Raw genomic sequence first — 20,191 nt, forward strand, 5'->3', positions numbered from 1 at the left:
CGTCGAGGCATACGGAGCCGAGCCGCCCGGGGTTCTGGGCTGCCCGTCTCCTTGACAGGGAAAGGCACCCGCCGATCATGTTTGTCCGCCGCAGCGCAGCGGTACTGGCCGCCACCGCCGTGATCGGTACGGCGTCCGCGCCCGCCGCCCTCGCCGACGAGTCGCCCGGCGCGACCCCGTCCCAGGCGTTCCCCTCCGCCCTGTACGGCAGCACCGACCCCACCTATGACGGCGTCTGGCGGCAGTCGCTCGCGCTGCTCGCCCAGGACAGCGTGGATGTGAAGCCCGCGAAGAAGTCCGTCGACTGGCTCGTCGGCCAGCAGTGCGAGAGCGGTGCCTTCGCGGCGTACCGCCCCGACCCGAGCGCGAAGTGCGACGCCAAGACCAAGGTCGACACGAACAGCACCGCCGCCGCGTTGCAGGCCCTGGAGGCCCTCGACGCGAGCGACGCCGTGACGGGCGCGGCCGTGAAGTGGCTGAAGTCCGTGCAGAACAAGGACGGCGGCTGGGGCTACTTCCCCGGCACACCCAGCGACAGCAACTCGACGTCCGTCGTCATCGGGGCCCTGGACGCCGGGGACACCGACCCGAAGGACGTGCCCTCCAAGGACGACCGGACGCCGTACGACGCCCTGCTCGGCCTCTCCGTCCCCTGCGACGAGACCGGCGGTGGCGCCTTCGCCTTCCAGCCGGACAAGAAGGGCGAGCTCGCGGCGAACCCGGACGCCACGGCGGCGGGCGTGCTGGGTGCCCTCGGTGAGGGGCTGTCCCCGGAGCCCGAGGACGACGGCGGTTCCTCGAAGAATGCCAAGTGCGTGGGCGGCCATCCCTTCACGGTCGAGGACGCGGCGGCCAACGGTGCCCTGTACCTCGCGGGCGCGGTCGCCAAGAACGGCTACCTGAAATCCTCCCTCCCCGGCGCCGAGGACCAGCCGGACCACGGCAACACCGCCGACGCGGTCGTCGCGCTCGCCGCCGCCGGTCGCACGGCCGACACCGAGAAGCCGCTGGCCTGGCTGGAGAAGAACTCCGGTACCTGGGCGGCGAAGAGCGGCCCGGCGGCGTACGCGCAGCTGATCTTCGCGGCGAACGCCACCGGTACGGACCCGCGCGCCTTCGGCGGCGCCGACCTCGTGAAGCAGCTCGGCGCGACCGGCCCCGCGGCGTCGTCCTCCGCCCCGGCCGAGGACAAGAGCGACAAGGACGACGCCTCGGACGAGGGGGACGACGGCGGGGTCAGCCTCTGGTGGATCATCGGGGTCGGCCTGGTCGGCGGCATCGGCATCGGTTTCCTCCTCAGCGGCCGTAACAAGAAGCAGCAGCCGTGACCTGCCGCCGCCTGGTTCTGCCGGTCCTTTGTCTCCTGCTCGCCGTCCTCGGCACGGCGGGGCAGGCCCAGGCGGTCGGCTACCGCTACTGGTCCTTCTGGGACCGGAATTCCACCGCCGATACGGCCGATACGTGGGTGTACGCGACCCAGGGACCGTCGACCGCGCACCCCTCCGACGGTGACGTCCAGGGCTTCCGTTTCTCGGTGAGCGAGGACTCGAAGGACTCGGCGAAGCCTCGCGGGACGGCCGACTTCGCGACGATCTGCGCGAAGACGCCCGCGCGGGAGGGCTCCAAGCGGGTCGGCCTCGTCCTCGACTTCGGCACGGCCACGGACGCCCCGTCCGGCTCGACACCGCCCCGCCCCCGCACGGCCTGCGCCCGCGTCGACGAGGACGCCACGACCGCGGACGCCCTCGCAGCCGTCGCCAAGCCCCTCCGCTACGGCACGAACGCCCTGCTGTGCGCCATCGCGGGCTACCCGAGCACGGGTTGCGGAGAGCCGGTATCGGGCGACCGCCCGAAGGCTTCGGCGTCGCCCGGCGAGCAGACGAAGAGCGAGTCCGACGACGGCAACGGGGACGGGAACGAGGACGGCGGCCCGTCGCTGGGCCTGCTGGCCGGGATCGCCGCGGTGGCGGCCCTGGGCGCGGCAGCCGTGTGGCAAGCACGCCGCCGCCGCGGCTGACGGGCCCTTGCAATGACCGCCACCAACGACGACAAGCCTCAGACCACCACTGTGCCCACGACACCGGGCGCCCTGGCCAGAAAAGTTCAACACCAACTCACCGCCCCCCAGGCAACCAGAACCAACGCAATCCACCCCGGCGCCTGGTGGCTCTGGGCCCTGGGCCTGGGAACAGCCGCATCCCGCACCACGAACCCCCTCCTCCTGGCCCTCCTGATCGGCGTAGCCGGCTACGTCGTGGCGGCCCGCCGAACAGAGGCCCCCTGGGCCCGCTCCTACGGCGCGTTCGTGAAGCTCGCCCTCGCCGTCCTGGTCATCCGCCTCGCCTTCGCAGTCGTCCTCGGCTCCCCCATCCCCGGCACCCACACCCTCCTCACCCTCCCCGAACTCCCCCTCCCAGACTGGGCGGAGGGCATCCGCATCGGCGGCCGAGTCACCGCGGAAGGCCTGGTCTTCGCTCTCTACGACGGCCTGAAACTCGCCACGCTCCTCATCTGCGTAGGCGCGGCGAACGCCCTCGCGAACCCGGCCCGCCTCCTCAAATCCCTCCCAGGAGCCTTGTACGAAGCGGGAGTTGCCGTAGTGGTGGCCCTCACCTTCGCGCCGAACCTGATCGCGGACGTCCAGCGCCTGCGCGCCGCCCGGCGCCTCCGCGGACGTCCGGACAAGGGTCTGCGCGGCCTGCTCCAGGTCGGACTCCCGGTCCTGGAGGGCGCGTTGGAGCGTTCCGTCTCCCTGGCGGCGGCGATGGACGCCCGCGGCTACGGCCGCACGGCGGACGTACCCCGAACCGTCCGCCGCACCACCGCCGTACTCACCCTCGGCGGCCTGGTCGGGGTCTGCGCCGGAACGTACGGCCTGCTCACGGCGGAAGGCGGCGGCTACGGCCTGCCCGTACTGCTCGCCGGACTCGCCGCGGCCCTCGCCGGCCTGTGGCTCGGCGGTCGCCGCTCGCTGCGCACCCGCTACCGGCCGGACGCGTGGGGCGTACGCGCGTGGCTGGTCGCCGCGTCCGGCGCGGCGGTCGCGACGCTGCTGATCCTCTACGCCTCCTGCACCCCCGCCAACTACGCGGCCCTGCACCCCGGTGTCGTCCCGCTGACGGCACCGGCACTCCCCCTGTGGCCCGCGGCAGCGATCCTGCTCGGCCTGCTCCCCGCCTTCGTCACCCCCGCCCCCGAGAACACCCGCAAGGAACCCTCATGATCCGCTTCGAGAATGTCTCCGTGACATACGACGGAGCGGCAGGGCCGACCGTCCAGGGCATCGAACTCACTGTCCCCGAAGGTGAGTTGATGCTGCTGGTCGGACCGTCCGGCGTCGGCAAGTCGACGCTGCTCGGCGCGGTGAACGGACTGGTCCCGCACTTCACGGGCGGCACCCTGCGCGGCCGAGTGACGGTGGCGGGCCGCGACACACGAACCCACAAACCGCGCGAACTCGCGGACGTGGTCGGCACGGTGGGCCAGGACCCGCTGTCGCACTTCGTGACGGACACGGTCGAGGACGAACTCGCCTACGGAATGGAGTCGTTGGGCCTCGCCCCCGACGTGATGCGCCGCCGCGTGGAGGAGACGCTCGACCTGCTCGGCCTCGCCGACCTGCGCGACCGTCCCATCTCCACGCTCTCCGGCGGCCAGCAGCAGCGCGTCGCGATCGGCTCGGTCCTCACCCCGCACCCCAGGGTCCTGGTCCTCGACGAACCGACCTCGGCCCTCGACCCGGCCGCCGCGGAGGAGGTACTCGCCGTCCTCCAGCGCCTCGTCCACGACCTCGGCACGACGGTCCTCATGGCCGAGCACCGCCTGGAACGCGTCATCCAGTACGCCGACCAGGTCGCCCTCCTCCCCACCCCCGGCGCCCCTCTCGTGCTGGGCACACCGTCCGAGGTCATGGCCGTCTCCCCGGTGTACCCGCCGGTGGTGGCACTGGGCAGGCTCGCCGGTTGGTCACCCCTGCCGCTGACGGTCCGGGACGCCCGCCGACGGGCGGGCGCACTCCGGGAACGGCTGGAGAACACCACGTACGAACCGGCGAACACGGCGGGCACGACGAGCACGACGAGCACGGCCACCCCGGACGCGAACACCACTGCACCCCAGCTCCCAACAGAAGCCACCCCGGCGCCCGCCCAACGCCCCCGCCCCCGCCTCTTCCGCAAGCGCACCCCCGAGCCCACGCCCTCAACCGAAGCTCCACCCTCAACCCCAACTCCCCATCCCACAACGCTGGTTGAGAACCTCTCCGTCCGCCGCGGCCGTACCGAGGTGCTCCACTCCGTCACGCTCAGCGTCGGCCCCGGCGAGACCGTCGCTCTCATGGGCCGCAACGGCGCCGGCAAGTCGACGCTGCTCTCCGCGCTCGTAGGCCTGGTCGCACCGGCGTCGGGATCTGTGCGGGTGGGCGGCGTCGAGCCGCATCGCACGGCGCCCCGTGAACTCATCCGCCACGTCGGCCTCGTACCGCAGGAGCCCCGCGACCTGCTGTACGCCGACACGGTGGCCGGGGAGTGCACGGCCGCGGACTCCGACGCGGGGGCGGAACCGGGCACCTGCCGGACCCTGGTGTCCGAGCTGCTCCCGGGCATCGCGGACGACACGCATCCGCGGGACCTCTCGGAGGGCCAGCGGCTCGCGCTCGCCCTGGCGGTCGTACTGACGGCCCGTCCGCCCCTGCTCCTGCTCGACGAGCCGACCCGCGGCCTCGACTACGCGGCGAAGTCCCGCCTGGTCACCGTCCTGCGGGGGCTGGCGGCCGAGGGCCACGCCATCGTGCTGGCCACCCACGACGTCGAGCTGGCCGCCGAGCTCTCCCACCGGGTCGTCATCCTCGCGGACGGCGAACCCGTCGCGGACGGCCCGACGGCCGAGGTCGTCGTGGCCTCCCCGTCCTTCGCTCCGCAGGTCACCAAGATCCTCGCCCCGCAGAAATGGCTGACGGTCCCGCAGGTACGGGAGGCGCTCCGCGCGACCGAAGGGGAGAGTGAGCCGGGCTCATGAACGAGAAGTCGCACCCCCGCCCCGAACCTCACCCTCGCCCCGAACCCCACCTCCGCCCCGAACCTCGCCCCCTCCCTCGCCCCCTCCCCCAACGCCAAGCCCGCCCCATCCGCCTGGGCCTCCGATCCCTCGCCGCCCTCCTCCTCGTCAGCCTCGTCGGTCTGGCCGCGCTCACCTGGCCGTTCTTCAGTGGGCCCACGTCACAGGTGAGTGCCCACTCCAAGGACGCGCCCTGGCTGTTCGCGGGGCTGCTGGTGCTGTTGGTCGGGGTCGTCGGGGCGGCGATCTCCGAGTCGGGGCTCGGCCCCAAGGCCGTGGCCATGCTCGGCGTGCTCGCCGCGACGGGGGCCGCGCTGCGGCCGATCGGAGCCGGAACCGCCGGTATCGAGCCGATGTTCTTCCTGATGGTGCTGAGCGGGAGGGTCCTAGGACCGGGCTTCGGGTTCGTGCTCGGGGCGGTCACGATGTTCGCGTCGGCGCTGCTCACGGGCGGGGTCGGGCCGTGGATGCCGTTCCAGATGCTGTCCATGGGCTGGTTCACGATGGGCGCGGGCCTGCTGCCGGGCCCGGACCGGCTGCGCGGCCGGGGTGAGCTGTCGATGCTCGCCCTGTACGGGTTCGTCGCGGCCTTCGCGTACGGCACGTTCATGAACCTGGCGGGCTGGCCCTTCATGGACGCGCTGTCGTCGAACGTGGCCTTCGACCCGCACGCCGACGTGGACGCCAACCTGGCCCGTTTCGTCGCGTACTGTCTGGCCACCTCGCTCGGCTGGGACCTGGGCCGGGCCGTCGTGACCGTCGTCCTGACCCTCACGCTCGGCGCGACCGTCCTCAAAGCGCTCCGACGGGCCACGCGGAGGGCGGCCTTCGAGACGTCGGTCACCTTCGAGGACCCGCTCGGTGCGGCGCGGGTCACACCGTCCGGCCGCACACCGTAGACGCTTCAACCACTGCCGGTCACACCCGCCGTGAGGCGGCCCACAGGACCTAGGTCACTTACTAAGCGCGGTCGTAGATCATTCTTCCTGTCATGCCCACGCCTTTATCGCCTCTGACCTGCGGATTGAGAGCCACGTCACAGAAGGGCCTTTTGCGGCGGATACGACCACAACTAGCAAAAAGGGTCATTGCGGACGGCCTCCGAGCCTGTTTCTCTGGAGGAGTCGCAAGGCGCCGACGAGCCCACCCGGGCCTCGGCGCCGACGCATGCCAGGGCCTTACGGGTCACGGCGTACGAGCGACCGCCATGTCCCCGAAGGAAAAGGTTCTCTGTGTTCATCTCCACCCGCATCCGCCGCATCGCCACTCCGAAGAAGGCCCTCACCGGTGTCGCCGTGGCCGCTGCCACCGCCGGCATGGTGTTCGCGGCGGGCCCCGCCCAGGCCGCGGCCCCCACCAAGGCCTCCTCGACCTCGGCCAAGGAGATCGCGCGGAAGATGATCCCGAACGACTCGCAGTACAAGGCGTTCAGCAAGATCGTCGAGCACGAGAGCGGCTGGAAGGTCACCGCCACCAACTCCTCCTCCGGCGCCTACGGCCTGGTCCAGGCCCTGCCGGCCTCGAAGATGGCCTCCGCCGGTTCCGACTGGAAGACGAACCCGAAGACCCAGATCAAGTGGGGCCTCGACTACATGAACGACCGCTACGGCAGCCCGACCGGCGCCTGGAACTTCTGGCAGGCCAACGGCTGGTACTGACCGGCCCGCAAGACACCCACGCGCGCCCAGGCACATCCAGTCCCACCCAGGCGCACCCCCGTACGCGAAGGCGGCGGCCCCCGATCCCCGGGGCCGCCGCCTTCGCCATGTTCCGGTGCGGCACATACGGACTCTCGACAGGCCTCCGTGGTGGACTTGACCGCGCTCCACCGCACCGAGCCCGCCCGCCGACCGGAGGCCCCATGAGTTCCGAAGAGACAGAGAAGACGGGGGACACAGGGGAGCCAGGAAAGACGGACGGGACGGCGGACGGGAAGACGGATGGAATGGCGGATGGAATGGCGGACAAGAGGACGGACACGCGAACGTCCGACCCCGCACCCGACCCCACCCCCGATCCCGATCGCGAGGCACGCGGACTGCGACTCGTGCCCGTGCTGCTGGCCCTGACCGTGGTCAGCGGGCTGATCGACGCGGTGAGCTACCTCGGCCTTGAGCACGTCTTCACGGCGAACATGACCGGCAACGTGGTCGTGCTGGGCTTCGCCGCCGCCGGTGCACCCGGCTTCTCGGTGTCGCACACGCTGACGTCGCTGGTCGCCTTCCTGGTGGGCGCGGTCGCGGGCGGGCGCATCGCGGTACGCCTGGGCAAAGGCTCGCGCCGGACCTGGGCCCGCCTCACGCTGGCCGCCGAGGCGGTACTGGTCGGCGCGGCCTCAGTGGTCGCCTTCGCCGCGCCCGACGCGACCGCCACGGTCTACACCCTCATCGCGGTGACGGCCTTCGCGATGGGCCTGCGCAACGCGACCGTACGCAAGCTGGGCGTGCCCGACCTGACGACCACCGTCCTGACGATGACCCTGACCGGCCTCGCGAGCGACTCCCGCGCCGCGGGCGGCACCGCCCACCACTCCCCACGCCGCACGGCATCGGTGATCGCGATGCTCGCGGGCGCACTGCTCGGCGCATGGCTGGTACTCCACCATGGCCTGGGCATTCCGTTGCTGGTCGCTGCGGGGGTGGTGGGGGTGCTGGCGGTTACGGCTTCGGGGCGGGAGTGAGGGGGCTCGACTGAAGACGGCTACGTCACTGCTGAGTGAGCAGGCCAGGAGGCCGCTGTCGTCGACCGCCAGAGCTTCGCAGGGCCGGGGCACCGGTATGACACAGACGGCACCGCGGCTTTCGAGGTCCCAGATCCGTACGGTCTTGTCTCCCGAGCCGGTGCCCACCACCGGGCGCCCGTCCAACTCGGCGCACACCATCGCCGACACCAATTCGGTGTGACCGGTCATCGGCTGCCCCACCGCCTGCCCCGTTCTCAGATCCCAGATCCGCACGGTCTCATCCTCTGAGCTGCTGACGACGACCGGACGACCGTCCAGGACGGTGCACCCCACCGCCGGTCCCGTCGTGAGGTCCCACACTCGCACCGTGGTGTCGCTGGAGGCGGTCGCGAAGACGGGCCGCCGTCGACCACGGCACGTTCCATGGCGTCGATCCTGTGGGTATACCCGATCACGGGCCGGCCGAAGGCCTGACGAATGGCCAGGTCCCAGCCCCCTGACCGTATCGAACGAACCAGTGACGGCGACGGGTTCGCCGGCCAGCAGGGCGCACGCCACCGACGTAACAGGATAGGTGTGGCCCCTGAGTGGGGTGCCCACCTGTCGCCGGGTCGCCGGGCGAGTGAAACACCGCCGCGGATGGAGGCGCACACGTGACTCGGATGCCGCGCTGCCATCGGCGTTTCGTATGCACCCTTTCTGGCAGTCTGTTGCGTTGTGCGCTTGATGTGACGCGCAACGTCCCCAGGGGGTGCGCTTGAACGCGGTGAAGCGGAACCGGACGACGAGGACCGCCGCCGGAATCTCGGCCGCAGTGCTTCTGATGCTGACAGGGTGCGACGTGCAGGGTGTCTACCGGCCGGCCCGCCCCGCCAATGGCGGTCCGTACAGCTTCTACGTGAGCGCCGACGGCGACGACGAGAACGACGGCATGTCGCCGGAGAAGCCCTGGCGGACCCTCGACCATGCGAACGGCGTGCACTTCCAGCCCGGTGACCGGCTCCGGCTCAAGGGCGGCGAGCGGTTCCGGGGCAGCGTCACCCTGGAGGAGGGCGAGGCGGGCAGCTCGACGGAGCCGGTCGTGGTCGAGTCGTACGGCACCGGCCGAGCCACGATCGCGCCGCGCGGCACGTCCGGCATCACCGTGCACGACACCGCCGGCGTGGAGATCAGGAACGTCTCGCTGGTCGGCGACCGCAAGGCGCTGCGAGAAGGGGTCGGGATCGCCTTCCGCAACAGGCTCCCTGGCGTCCGGCGACTCGATCACGTCAGGATCACGAACGTGGAGGCCACAGGCTTCCAGAACGGGATCAGCATCGGCGCGGAGAAGGACGCCGTCGAGGGCTACAGCGACGTGCGGATCACGGACGTGTCCGTGCATCACAACCTTGAGGGCGGACTCGTCTTCTACGGGCCCGAGTTCGAGGCCGACCACCCGGCCTACGCGCACGCCGGACTCCGGATCGATCGGGTCAAGGCGTACTCCAACGCCGGCGACCCGGACAGCGACAAGCGCAACACCGGCAGCGGCGTCGTGCTCGGCAGCGTCCGCGACGCGACGGTGATGCGCTCGGTGGCCCACGACAACGGCTCAAGGTCCGCGGCCCGCGCCGAGGAGGGTCCCGAGGGCATCTGGGTGTACGACTCCACTCGCGTGGTGCTGCAGAACAACAGGTCGTACCGCAACCGCACCGGCTCACGGGTCGACGGCGGCGGATTCGGCCTCGACAACAACGTTTCGTTCTCGGTCATGCAGTACAACCTCGCGTACGGCAACGACGGGCCGGGCTTCCTCGTCTACTCCGGCAAGCCCACCGGCGCCCACAAGAACAACGTCGTCCGCTTCAACATGAGCTGGGACGACGCGCGGAAGCTGCCCGAGTACGGCGGCATCGTCGCCTACGGCACCCGCATGAGGAACCTTGACATCTACCACAACACGGTCGTGATGCGGACGGGCGGCCTGGTCTCCGCGAAGGCCGCGGGGAACCGGCCTCCGGCGCTGCGGCTGCACGACGGCATGCGTGGCGTGCGGGTCCACAACAACATCTTCGCCACCGATGGCGGCCCCCTGGTCGCGGCCCAGTCGTCGTACGGCCCCCGCACGCTTCGGCTCCGGGGCAACGACTACTACAGCACGGGCCGTTGGTCGCTGAAGTGGGGCACCCAGCGCTTCACGAAGCTGGGCGCCTGGCGCACCGCTTCCCGCCAGGAAATGCTCGACGGCGAGCCGACCGGCTCCAGGGATGACCCGTGCCTGGCCGGTCTGGCCGCCCCGGTCACCGACGGGGCCGTCGCCCGGAACCTGGTGCCGCACTGCAAGGACCAGGTACCCGTCGGCCTGGACCCGCAGGCGTTGGGCGTCGATGTGGGCCCTGTCGACTACTTCGGCAACCGGGTCCCGCAGTCGCTGACGGCCGGGGCCGCGCAGACGCCCACCGTCGGCTGAGTCGAGCACCGCGACCGCCGAGAGCCGACCGGGTCGGGCGGCCCCCCTCCGCGTGTGGACCGCCGACGGCATCGGCGACATCTCCGTCTACCAGAGGTGTTCCGACACCCGTCGGAGAACCGGCTCACCGCGCCGACTGGAGCTGGTGCCGGGCATGGCATGGCTCTGCCCTGTACTCACGGTCGAGGACCATGAGTACAGGGCAATGCCAAAGGCGGGTCTATTCCTTGCCGGTCGGCAGTGCCGTGGCCATGGCCGCCGTGCGGTCCGGCTCGGCGGCCATGGACGCGATCGTGGCCCGCAGCGGCTCCCCGGCCCGAGCGGTCGACGCGGGGCGCCCCAGTGCCCTGACCATCCAGCCTGCGGCCCGCCACGTGTCGTGCGGGAGCGCGTTCCGCCCGTCGACGAGGACCGGCTTGCGAACCACGCGCGCCAGCTTGACCGGGTCCACATCGCGGTACTGGCCCCATTCGGTGAGGTGGAGGACGATCTCCGCGCCCTGGCAGGCCGTTACCAGGTCCGAGCTGTAGCGCAGCTCCGGGTGGGCGAGGCGCGCGTTCGCGGTGCCCTCCGGGTCGTGGACCCGGACGTCGGAGCCCTGGCGGTGCAGCGCCGTCGCGACCGCCAAAGCCGGCGAGTCGCGCACGTCGTCGCTGTTCGGCTTGAACGTGGCGCCCAGGACGGCCACCCGGCGGCCGGTCAGATCGCCGCCGACCATCTGGCGGGCGAGCGCGACGGTACGGGTCCGCTGGCGTTCGTTGATCTCGTCGACCTGGTCGAGGAACGCTACCGCCGAACCGACGCCCAGTTCCTGCGCGCGGGCGATGAACGCCCGGATGTCCTTGGGCAGGCAGCCGCCGCCGAAGCCCAGACCGGCGTTCAGGAATCGCCGGCCGATCCGGGCGTCGTGGCCGAGGGCGTCGGCGAGGGTGACCACGTCCGCGCCCGCGGCGTCGCAGACCTCGGCCATCGCGTTGATGAAGGAGATCTTCGTGGCGAGGAAGGAGTTGGCCGCGACCTTCACCAGCTCGGCCGTGTTCGGGTCGGTGCTGATGTACGGGACTCCCGCCTCCAGCATCGGGGCGTACACCCGGCACAGTGTCTCGTCGGCCTCCGGGCTGGTCACGCCCGCGACGAGCCGGTCCGGCCGCAGCGTGTCCTCGACCGCGAAGCCCTCGCGCAGGAACTCGGGGTTCCATGCCACTTCCGCCCGCACCCCGACCGGCGCGAGACCTGCGATGAGGGTGGCCAGTCGCTCGGTCGTGCCCACCGGGACGGTGGATTTGCCGACCACCAGACACGACGCGGGCAGGTGTGGGGCGAGCCCCTCGACGACGGCGTTCACGTAGCGTAGGTCGGCCGCCTGGGAGCCGGCCTGCTGGGGGGTGCCCACGCAGATGAAGTGGACCTCGCCGTGCAACGCCGCATCGCGCAGGCTGGTGCTGAAGCGAAGGCGTCCGGAGGCGAGCGCCTGGGTCAGAACATCGTCGAAACCCGGTTCATAGAAGGGGGGTCGGCCTTCGGCGAGGGCCGTGATCTTCTCGGCGTCGACGTCGACCCCGAGGACGTCGTGTCCGATGCCGGCCATACACGCGGCGTGCACAGCTCCGAGATATCCCGTACCGATGACGGTCAACCGCATGCGCTGATCTCCTGTCTGGGCGTGGTGGAGCTGGAAAATGGGGGGCGGGCCGTGTCAGGGGCGTAGCCGTACGGGTTCTGCTGCTGGAAGTTCCACGCGTCGCGGCACATCGCGGCCAGGTCGCGGCGCGCGCTCCAGCCCCAGGCCCCTGCCACCTTCGCCGGATCGGCGACGAGTTCCGCGACATCGCCGGGCCGCCGCTCGGTGATGCGGTGCGGGATCGGCTGCCCCGACACCTCCTCGAACGTGCGCAGGAGCTCCAGGACGGACGCGCCGCGCCCGGTGCCGAGGTTGAAGACCCGCATGCCGGGTTCGTCGTCGATGTGGTCGAGGGCCGCGCGGTGTCCCTCGGCGACGTCGACGACGTGGATGTAGTCGCGCACCCCGGTGCCGTCGGGCGTCGGGTAGTCGTCGCCGAAGACGCTCAGCTCGTCGCGGCGGCCCACGGCGATCTGGGTGAGGAACGGCATGATGTTGTTCGGCACACCGCGAGGGTCCTCGCCGAGCAGCCCGGTGGGGTGGGCGCCGGCCGGGTTGAAGTATCGCAGCGCCAACACCCGTAGTTCGGGCACGTGCCGGCACAAGTCCGTGAGGACCTGCTCGCATGTCCACTTGGTGGTGGCGTAGGGGTTGGTCGGCGCGGCCGGTGAGTCCTCGGTCAGCGGGACGGTCGTCGCGTCCCCGTAGATCGAGCAGGAGGACGAGAACACCAGCCGGTGCACCCCGTGGTCGTGCATGGCCGAGACCAGGGCCGTGGTGCCGCCGACGTTGATGTCGTAGTACGCGAGCGGGATCTGTACCGACTCGCCGACGGCCTTCTTCGCGGCGAAGTGGATCACCGCGTCGATGGGGTGGCTCGTGAAGACGGCGTCCAGGGACCGTCGGTCACGCACGTCCGCGATGTGGGTCGCGGCGATCGGGCGGCCCGCGATCTTCGCGACGCGTTCGAAGGCTTCGGGAGTGCTGTTGGAGTGGTCGTCGAGGACGACGACCTCGTGGCCGGAGCGGATGAGCTCGACACAGGTGTGGCTTCCGATGAAACCGGCGCCGCCGGTGACCAGGACCGTTTGGGGCACGGGAACCTCATTTCTCGATCGGCCGAGGTGGCCGTCACCAGGCGTAGAAGCCGGTGAGGTAGGTGGGGAAGACGGCGACGGCGAGCACCAGGGGAAGCAGGGACAGCAGGCCGCCGGCGAGCGGAAGCGTGGCCGTGCGCAGCGCGCTGAAGGCGGAGACACCGGTCGCGCGTGCCGTCTCCTTGATGTGCAGCCCGCCGATAGCGAGCGTCACGGCGGTGTACGAGGCGGAACCGAGGATGCAGAGGAAGACGTAGCCGACGGCCGGGCCGGTGAACTGGCCGACCAGAGCCGAGCTCGACAGGAACGTAGTGATCAGCAGGTACGGGGCGACGGCGCGCAGCGGAAGCGGCTCCAGGCTGTCGCGCTTCTTCGGCGTGACCTTGAAGGTGATCTGACGGGGTCGCAGCTTCTGCGTCACTGCGGCCAGCACGCCCCACGCCACGTAGGGCCAGCGGGAGAGAGCGAAGAGCCAGATCTCCCAACTGAAGATCGGGGAGTCCTTGGGACGCAGCAGACCGCGTCGGCGACAGAGCAGTGTCAGCAGGATCAGCCAGACGGACATGCTCCAGAAGTGCCCCAGGAACTCGAAGTAGTTGACCTTGATCCAGGGAGCGCCGGTGATCGCTGCGATCGGCGGCAGCAGGACGCCCATGATGGTGGCCATGGCGAGGAGCGGGTAGTACATCAGCGCCGCGGCGAAACGGATCCGAAGTACGAGGGGCATCCGGCTCAGGTGGCGCGGCAGCATTCCCAGGAGCATCACGGCCAGGCTGCGGGACCACTGGAACTCCTGGGTGATCATCGCGCCGAAGGTGAGAGGGCCCTCGCCGTGCGCCTCGGCGTCGATCGCGAACGCGCCCTGCCAGCCGGCCGAGCAGAGCAGGAAGCTGGTCGAGAAGTCCTCGGCGAGCTCCGGGCCGAGACCGCCGATGTCCTGCAGCGCCTGGGTGCGGACGGCGTAGTGCGAGCCGATGCACACGGGGGCGAGTCCGGCGGAGTGGCCCAGTTGTACGGGCCCGTGGAACATTGCCTCGCGCTGCAGTCGGCCGCGGGCCGCCCAGGACTCGTCGGCGTTGGAGTCGCAGACGCTGGGAGCCGCAACGTAGCCGATGGCCGGGTCGGCGAACGGGCGGACGACCTCGGCGAGGTACTGGGGGCCCGGGACGTGGTCGCAGTCGAGCTGGGCGACCACGTCGTACTGGGCGTAGCCCCAGTGGTCGTAGAAGAAGGCAAGGTTGCCCTCCTTGCACCGCGTGCGCCGAGGCCAGTCGGCCCGGTGGTAGTCGATACGGCCTCTCCGGCAGGAGACGCTGACACCGTGTGCCCGGCACCAGTCGACGATCTCCTCGGTGGGGTCCTCGTCGCACAGCCATACGTCGTAGGCGTGCGGGAAGTCCTGGTCGAGCATCGCCTCCAGGGTGGCGCGGGCGATGTCCCAGCCCTCGGACGGAGCACGGGTCACCACGAACGCGGTGCGGAGCGCAGGCACCTGGACGGCCGGGTCGAAGCGACGCATACGAATCAGCGCGACGAGGAAGTGCACCGGCAGGTAGGTGAGGTACAGCAGGAGAGCGCTGTTGATGACCATGCCCAGCCAGCCGATGCGGTGGGACGGCTGGAACCACCAGACCCAGAACCAGACCAGGCAGGCCGCCCAGCCGAGGGACAGCAGCACGACCAAGTAGCGGTCGAAGCGCGAGAACGCCCGCACGAAACTGGAGGGGAGGGCGGGGGGCCGGCGCGGCGGCATCGCGAGGACGGGTCCGTCCGGGCCGATGGAGGCCACCCCGCCGTTCGACAGGGCTCGGATCTCCTCTCCCAGCGCATGCCACTCCTCCGGTGATCCGGGAGCCGGGGAGAGGAGCGGTGGTTCCTTGACGGTGCCGGTCCCATGGGCGGGACCTTGCTCCAAGGACGTCATGGCAGCAGGTTCTCCAGGTGGTGCGACAGCGGGCCGTGGGGGGAGGGGGAGTGGCGCGGCGGGGCCGGGGCATCGTCCGGCCGCGGCGCGGGAGTCAGCCTCCCGACGCGGACGGTTCGGGTGCGCTGGTGGCCGCCACGCCGATGGGGGCGGCCGTCGGGGGAGGGATCGTCTGCGGCGCGTCCGCCGCAGTCGTCACTGCGGCCAACGGGACCGTCTCGTTCTGGCCGCCGCGGATCGCCGCGGCCGACACGTTGAGCCGGTCCGGGCGGGCGCCGAAGTACGCGACGGTCCGGTGCAGGCCCTCGGTGATGTCGACCACGGGCTCCCATCCCAGCACGTCGCGCGCGTGGGTGATCACTGGGCGGCGGCGGACCGGGTCGTCGACCGGCAGCGGGTGATACTTCACCTCGGAGGACGAGCCGGTCAGCGCCAGCACGATCTCGGCGAGCTCGGAGACGGTGCGCTCAACCGGGTTACCGAGGTTGAACGGACCCATCTCGGGCGAGTCGAGGAGGGCGACGAGACCACGGATCAGGTCGTCGACGAAGCAGAAGCTGCGGGTCTGCATGCCGTCGCCGTAGATGGTGAGGGGTTCACCGGTCAGAGCTTGGGTGATGAAGCTGGACACCACACGGCCGTCGTGTGGGCGCATCCGCGGGCCGTAGGTGTTGAAGATCCGTGCGATGCCGACGTTGAGGCAGTGCGTGCGGCGATACGCGGCTGAGACCGCCTCGGCGTATCGTTTCGCCTCGTCGTAGACGCTCCGCGGACCGATGGAGTTGACGTTGCCCCAGTACGTCTCCTCCTGTGGGTGGACCAGGGGATCGCCGTAGATCTCGCTCGTCGACGCGAGGATGAAGCGGGCGTCATGACGTAGCGCCAGGCGCAGAGCGTTCTCGGTGCCACGGCTGCCGACCGCGAGGGTCTCCAGCGGCTGTCGCAGGTAGTCGGGCGGGGAGGCGGGGGACGCCAGGTGGGCGACGGCGTCGACGCGGCCGGCGACCTCCACGGACACGCTCACGTCGGCGTGCTGGAAGTCGAAGGCCGGGTTGGACAGGAGGTGTGCGATGTTCGCGGGATCGCCCGTCGAGAAGTTGTCCAGGCACACCACCGAGTCGCCGCGCCGCAAGAGCGCCTCGCACAGGTGTGACCCAAGGAATCCACCGCCACCGGTCACGGCAACGCGCATGTGTTTCTCCATGAATGAGAAGCGAAATGGCCTCACGCCCCGCTCGTACGGACAGACGAATGGCAGATGACTGGACGAGCCGACAAACGGAGCGCTCTCGGAAAACGTAGGAGGAGAGTATGGGCATATGTAGTTATTTTTGCGGAGGAAATTCGGCGACTGGGCTGTTCGGCGGGGGTCACGCGGGGACGGGTACGGGGTCACCGGCCCGTGCGGGGCTAATCTCGCTTCCGAACGGCGTAATCCGGCAGGGTCACACGCAGGTGTGAGTCGGGCCGCGTATGCCCGGTCGGGGTTATTTGGAAGAGCGTTCTGGGTGCGTGAGTTCGATTTGCGCGGGGAGGTGGTGCGCTGACTTCTCGCACGGTGCGGCCATGTCTCGGGCTCCGCAGGGAAAATTCGCCCACCGCGGCGACGGAATCCGTCGTCCGATGTCCCCCGGGGGTTCGCCGCCTGTCTCCGTGGCAGCGTCGTGGCCCCACGGGGGCACGCCTACTCGGACCCGGACGTCATCGCCCGCCACGGCGAAGGGTCGGCCACGCCGTCCTCGCGGGCCGACCGGGGCCATGGCCGGGAGGACGAGGGACGTTCGGGCGTCACCGTGCCGACGGCCGGCTGACGGCATACGCCCGGGCACCGCCCCCTGGAACCTGGCCCGCGCCCAATGTCGGCCTCCCCTCGCCCCACGAGCCGCGGCACCGCCCCGCCGCCCCGGTCGTGGTCGAAGTACGACTGGTACGGACCCCGCCCCGGGAGAAGTGCTCGACCATCCGACCGACGTAGTACGGGTCGTCCCCGCCGCCCGCGCACACGTCCGCGCGGCGGTACAGGCCCCACTCGGAGCACACATTGCGCTTCCCTCGCGCGCGGCGAGAAGACCACGGATGTCGCGCGCGAACTCCGGGGCGGGGAGCGCCAGGCGAAGGGGCACACGTGGGCCCCGCGCGGACAGACGCCGGTCGTGCGGGTGCCTGGCTCGAACCGGGGACGAGTCTCCGTGGCGGGCGCGGTTTGCCACAAGAGCGGTGAACGCTCCCGCCTGTTCACACCTCATCGACGATCCCGGCCAGATCCAGCCGACGAGTGAACTCGGAAACGACAGGCCGAGCGCCCGGACGCTTCTCCACCGCGGACGTCACCGCCACTTCAAACGCTGACGCTCAGGCCGTGGCCGCGGGGACCGGGAAGCCTTCGACGCACCGCACCCAACGCCTAGCCCCCGGCCCGGGACACCCCCCGACCGGTCACACCATACGAATCAACGACCCGCGAGGTCCGGACCCAGAGGGAGGGGGTCGGCCCCGCATTCGAACCAGACGGTCTTGCCGACGCCGGGACCAGGCTCCACACCCCACTTGCCGACCATCGCCTCCAACAGGACGAGCCCGCGCCCGCTCTCCGACTCGGCCGAAAACTCGGCTGAGAGAAGCGGCAGTCGAGCCGACCCGTCCGCCACCTCCACCCGGACCCCCGCCACCTGCCTCAGCAGCAGGAACGCGCAACGCCGGTCCGGGACATGACGTACGACGTTGGCGAGCAGCTCGGTCACGCCCAGTTCCACGGCGTCGGTCAGCTCGGCCATCTCCCACTCGCGCAGGTACGAGCGGACGATGCGGCGGACGTACTGAGGCGAGTGCTCGCCCACGGTGAGGCGCATGCGGTACTGCGTGGTGCGGGGGCCCGCGAGGATGGGGGAATGTAGTAGTTCACGCCACAAGGCTGACCTCACTTGACTACCCTCGGCTACGGAACGGATACAACTGGTCCAGCGGTGGACCGAGTTGCACATCGTGCGAGAGAGGTCCGTACGTGACCCACATCAACGTTCTCGACCCGGGCGCATCACCGCTCGACTACTACGGGTTCGAGTTGCGACGGCACCGAGAGGCCGCCGAACTCACCCAGAAACAGCTCGGCGACATCGTCAACTACACGGGTTCGCTGGTCGGCCAGATCGAAACGGCCCGCAAGCTGCCCACGCAGGAGTTCAGCGAGCGGGTGGACGCGGCGCTGGGGACGGGCGGGTTGCTGTCGCGGCTCGTCGCACTGGTATTGCGTAGTCAACTTCCGGCCTGGTTCCAACAGGTGGCGGAGTTGGAAGCGCGGGCCGCAGAGATGTGCACCTTCCACACGCACTTGGTTCACGGTCTTCTCCAGACCGAGGCGTACGCGCGCGCCGTGCTCGGCACGCTGGACCAGACCGAACTCGACGACCGCACCTCCGTACGGCTCGCCCGCCAGCGCATCTTCGAGAAGAGCGAGCCGCCGGTCCTGTGGGCGGTCGTCAGCGAGGCCGCCCTCTACCAGAAGATCGGCGGTCCGGAGGCCATGGGAGGTCAACTGGCCCACCTGTTGAATTTCGAGCGCAACCCCCGAATCAACATCCAGGTGCTGCCGTTCACAGCCGGAGCACACGCGGGGCTGCAAGGCTCATTCGACCTCTTCCGCTTCGCGAGCGACCCGGACATCGTCTATACGGAGGGCTACGGCACCGGGCATCCGACCGCCAACCCGGACACCGTCAAGGACTGTTCGCTCCGTTACGATCATCTTCAGGCCGCCGCCCTCTCCCTCAGGGATTCGGCGGAGCTGATCCGGCGGGTGATGGAGGAACGCTATGGAGAGCAACGCGATGCCGACGGGGATCCAGTGGCGTAAGTCCAGCTACAGCGGCGACCAGGGCGGCTCCTGCGTGGAGTGCGCACCGCTGGGCCTCCTCACGTGGCGCAAGTCGACGTACAGCGGTGACCAGGGCGGCGACTGCGTCGAGGTCGCCGAAGCCCCCGCCACCATCGCCGTCCGCGACTCAAAGAACCCGGCGGGGCCGACCCTCACCCTCGACCCCGCCACCTTCACCACGTTCCTCAACTGGACGACAACGGCAGTGGCTCACAGCCGCTGAATGATCGTCCCGGTCGCCAGCGCACCGCCCGCGCACATCGTGATGAGCGCGAACTCCTTGTCCCGGCGCTCCAGTTCATGCAACGCCGTCGTGATCAGCCGTGCCCCCGTGGCGCCCACAGGGTGCCCGAGCGCGATCGCGCCCCCGTTCACGTTCACCTTCTCCATGTCCTGTTCGAAGACCTGCGCCCAGCTCAACACCACTGACGCGAAGGCCTCGTTGACCTCGATGACGTCGATGTCCTTGAGGGACATCCCGGCCTTACCGAGGACCGCCTTCGTCGCGTCGATCGGGCCGTCGAGGTGGAAGTGCGGGTCGGAGCCGACCAGCGCCTGGGCGACGATCCGTGCCCGCGGCCGGAGCTTCAGCGCCCGCGCCATCCGCTTGGACGCCCACATGAGGGCAGACGCCCCGTCGGAGATCTGCGACGAGTTGCCCGCCGTGTGGACCGCCGTCGGCATCACCGGCTTCAGCCGGGCCAACGCCTCCATGGACGTGTCGCGCAGCCCCTCGTCGCGGTCGACCAGGCGCCACATGCCCTGCCCGGCCCGCTGCTCGTCCTCGGTCGTGGGCACCTGAACGGAGAACGTCTCCCGCTTGAAGCGCTCCTCCGCCCATGCCGCCGCGGCCCGCTCCTGCGAGAGCAGCCCCAGCGAGTCGACGTTCTCCCTGGTCAGACCCCGATGACGAGCGATCCGCTCGGCCGCCTCGAACTGGTTGGGAAGGTCGACGTTCCACTCGTCCGGGGTCGGCTTCCCCGGGCCGTGCTTGGAGGCGGCCCCGAGCGGCACTCGGGACATGACCTCGACGCCACAGCTGATCCCGACGTCGATGACGCCCGCCGCGACCATGTTGGCGACCATGTGGGAGGCCTGCTGCGAGGATCCGCACTGCGCGTTCACGGTCGTGGCCGCCGTCTCGTACGGCAGCCCCATCGCGAGCCATGACGTACGGGCGGGGTTGCCCGACTGCTCGCCGGCGTGGGTGACCGCTCCACCGACGACCTGCTCGACGCAGTCCGCCTGGATCCCCGTACGGCCGAGGAGTTCTCGATAGGTTTCGCCCAGCAGGTAGGCGGGATGCAGATTGGCGAGCGCGCCGCCGCGCCTGCCGATGGGGGTGCGCACGGCTTCTACGATCACGGGTTCCGCGGCCATGGGGAGTTCCTCTCCTCGGGTCACCCGCGCGGCGCGGGCGTCCCGGCCCACCCGCCACGCTGAACTAGTACGCGTTCTAGTTCTGAGTGCAGTCTGCTGACCCTGCGTCCG

16 protein-coding genes and 1 pseudogene are annotated in these 20,191 nt (G+C 70.4%); 10 read left to right on the forward strand and 7 right to left on the reverse strand.

Annotation, left to right across the window (positions count from 1 at the left end):
• Positions 1-77 precede the first annotated feature (77 nt).
• From ACH4YP_RS19580 to ACH4YP_RS19610, 7 genes are all read left to right on the forward strand, one after another.
• Positions 78-1,328 (forward strand): prenyltransferase/squalene oxidase repeat-containing protein, encoded by a 1,251-nt coding sequence (locus tag ACH4YP_RS19580; protein WP_398491427.1) that lies wholly within the window; start codon positions 78-80, stop codon positions 1,326-1,328.
• The gene (locus ACH4YP_RS19585; protein ID WP_398491429.1) at positions 1,325-2,017 is read left to right on the forward strand and encodes an SCO2322 family protein; all 693 of its coding nucleotides are present in this window, start codon (positions 1,325-1,327) and stop codon (positions 2,015-2,017) included. Before ACH4YP_RS19580 ends, ACH4YP_RS19585 begins: the two co-directional genes overlap by 4 nt.
• A gap of 12 nt (positions 2,018-2,029) precedes the next feature.
• Complete coding sequence (locus tag ACH4YP_RS19590) at positions 2,030-3,223, forward strand: energy-coupling factor transporter transmembrane component T (RefSeq protein ID WP_398491431.1); 1,194 nt, start codon at positions 2,030-2,032, stop codon at positions 3,221-3,223.
• The gene (locus tag ACH4YP_RS19595; RefSeq protein WP_398491432.1) at positions 3,220-5,016 is read left to right on the forward strand and encodes an ABC transporter ATP-binding protein; all 1,797 of its coding nucleotides are present in this window, start codon (positions 3,220-3,222) and stop codon (positions 5,014-5,016) included. Before ACH4YP_RS19590 ends, ACH4YP_RS19595 begins: the two co-directional genes overlap by 4 nt.
• Positions 5,013-5,954, forward strand: coding sequence for an ECF transporter S component (locus ACH4YP_RS19600; protein ID WP_398491434.1), 942 nt, complete (start codon positions 5,013-5,015; stop codon positions 5,952-5,954). Before ACH4YP_RS19595 ends, ACH4YP_RS19600 begins: the two co-directional genes overlap by 4 nt.
• Before the next feature lie 333 nt (positions 5,955-6,287).
• Positions 6,288-6,713: a transglycosylase SLT domain-containing protein gene (locus ACH4YP_RS19605; protein WP_361056037.1), complete on the forward strand. Its 426-nt coding sequence runs from the start codon at positions 6,288-6,290 to the stop codon at positions 6,711-6,713.
• A 299-nt stretch (positions 6,714-7,012) separates the two neighbouring features.
• Positions 7,013-7,735 (forward strand): YoaK family protein, encoded by a 723-nt coding sequence (locus ACH4YP_RS19610; RefSeq protein ID WP_361056040.1) that lies wholly within the window; start codon positions 7,013-7,015, stop codon positions 7,733-7,735.
• Between the two features lie 138 nt (positions 7,736-7,873).
• On the opposite strand, the pseudogene ACH4YP_RS19615 reads toward ACH4YP_RS19610, so the two are convergent.
• Positions 7,874-7,966, reverse strand: a pseudogene (locus ACH4YP_RS19615) (hypothetical protein); the annotation flags it as partial.
• Between the two features lie 595 nt (positions 7,967-8,561).
• Here ACH4YP_RS19615 and ACH4YP_RS19620 point away from each other — a divergent pair.
• Positions 8,562-10,187: a right-handed parallel beta-helix repeat-containing protein gene (locus tag ACH4YP_RS19620; RefSeq protein WP_398491437.1), complete on the forward strand. Its 1,626-nt coding sequence runs from the start codon at positions 8,562-8,564 to the stop codon at positions 10,185-10,187.
• A gap of 220 nt (positions 10,188-10,407) precedes the next feature.
• On the opposite strand, the gene ACH4YP_RS19625 is transcribed toward ACH4YP_RS19620, so the two are convergent.
• From ACH4YP_RS19625 to ACH4YP_RS19645, 5 genes are all read right to left on the reverse strand, one after another.
• Positions 10,408-11,829: a UDP-glucose/GDP-mannose dehydrogenase family protein gene (locus ACH4YP_RS19625; RefSeq protein ID WP_361056046.1), complete on the reverse strand. Its 1,422-nt coding sequence runs from the start codon at positions 11,827-11,829 to the stop codon at positions 10,408-10,410.
• Positions 11,820-12,905 carry a UDP-glucose 4-epimerase GalE gene (gene galE / locus ACH4YP_RS19630; RefSeq protein ID WP_361056049.1) on the reverse strand — a complete coding sequence of 362 codons (1,086 nt, stop codon included), beginning with the start codon at positions 12,903-12,905 and terminating at the stop codon, positions 11,820-11,822. Before galE ends, ACH4YP_RS19625 begins: the two co-directional genes overlap by 10 nt.
• A gap of 34 nt (positions 12,906-12,939) precedes the next feature.
• Positions 12,940-14,829, reverse strand: coding sequence for a glycosyltransferase family 2 protein (locus ACH4YP_RS19635; protein ID WP_361056052.1), 1,890 nt, complete (start codon positions 14,827-14,829; stop codon positions 12,940-12,942).
• 94 nt (positions 14,830-14,923) lie between these two features.
• Positions 14,924-16,021, reverse strand: coding sequence for a UDP-glucuronic acid decarboxylase family protein (locus tag ACH4YP_RS19640; protein WP_361056055.1), 1,098 nt, complete (start codon positions 16,019-16,021; stop codon positions 14,924-14,926).
• A 1,258-nt stretch (positions 16,022-17,279) separates the two neighbouring features.
• Complete coding sequence (locus tag ACH4YP_RS19645) at positions 17,280-17,678, reverse strand: ATP-binding protein (RefSeq protein ID WP_398491439.1); 399 nt, start codon at positions 17,676-17,678, stop codon at positions 17,280-17,282.
• A 152-nt stretch (positions 17,679-17,830) separates the two neighbouring features.
• On the opposite strand from ACH4YP_RS19645, the gene ACH4YP_RS19650 reads away from it, so the two are divergent.
• The gene (locus ACH4YP_RS19650; RefSeq protein WP_398491441.1) at positions 17,831-18,679 is read left to right on the forward strand and encodes a helix-turn-helix transcriptional regulator; all 849 of its coding nucleotides are present in this window, start codon (positions 17,831-17,833) and stop codon (positions 18,677-18,679) included.
• Positions 18,639-18,923, forward strand: coding sequence for a DUF397 domain-containing protein (locus ACH4YP_RS19655; RefSeq protein WP_398491443.1), 285 nt, complete (start codon positions 18,639-18,641; stop codon positions 18,921-18,923). The genes ACH4YP_RS19650 and ACH4YP_RS19655 overlap by 41 nt, the downstream gene beginning before the upstream one ends.
• On the opposite strand, the gene ACH4YP_RS19660 is transcribed toward ACH4YP_RS19655, so the two are convergent.
• On the reverse strand, positions 18,911-20,080 hold the full coding sequence (locus tag ACH4YP_RS19660) for a steroid 3-ketoacyl-CoA thiolase (RefSeq protein WP_398491445.1): 1,170 nt from the start codon (positions 20,078-20,080) through the stop codon (positions 18,911-18,913). The genes ACH4YP_RS19655 and ACH4YP_RS19660 overlap by 13 nt on opposite strands.
• Between the last annotated feature and the right edge of the window lie 111 nt (positions 20,081-20,191).

This window comes from Streptomyces sp. NPDC020747 (genome assembly GCF_044334695.1).
In the GTDB taxonomy this organism is placed as follows: domain Bacteria; phylum Actinomycetota; class Actinomycetes; order Streptomycetales; family Streptomycetaceae; genus Streptomyces.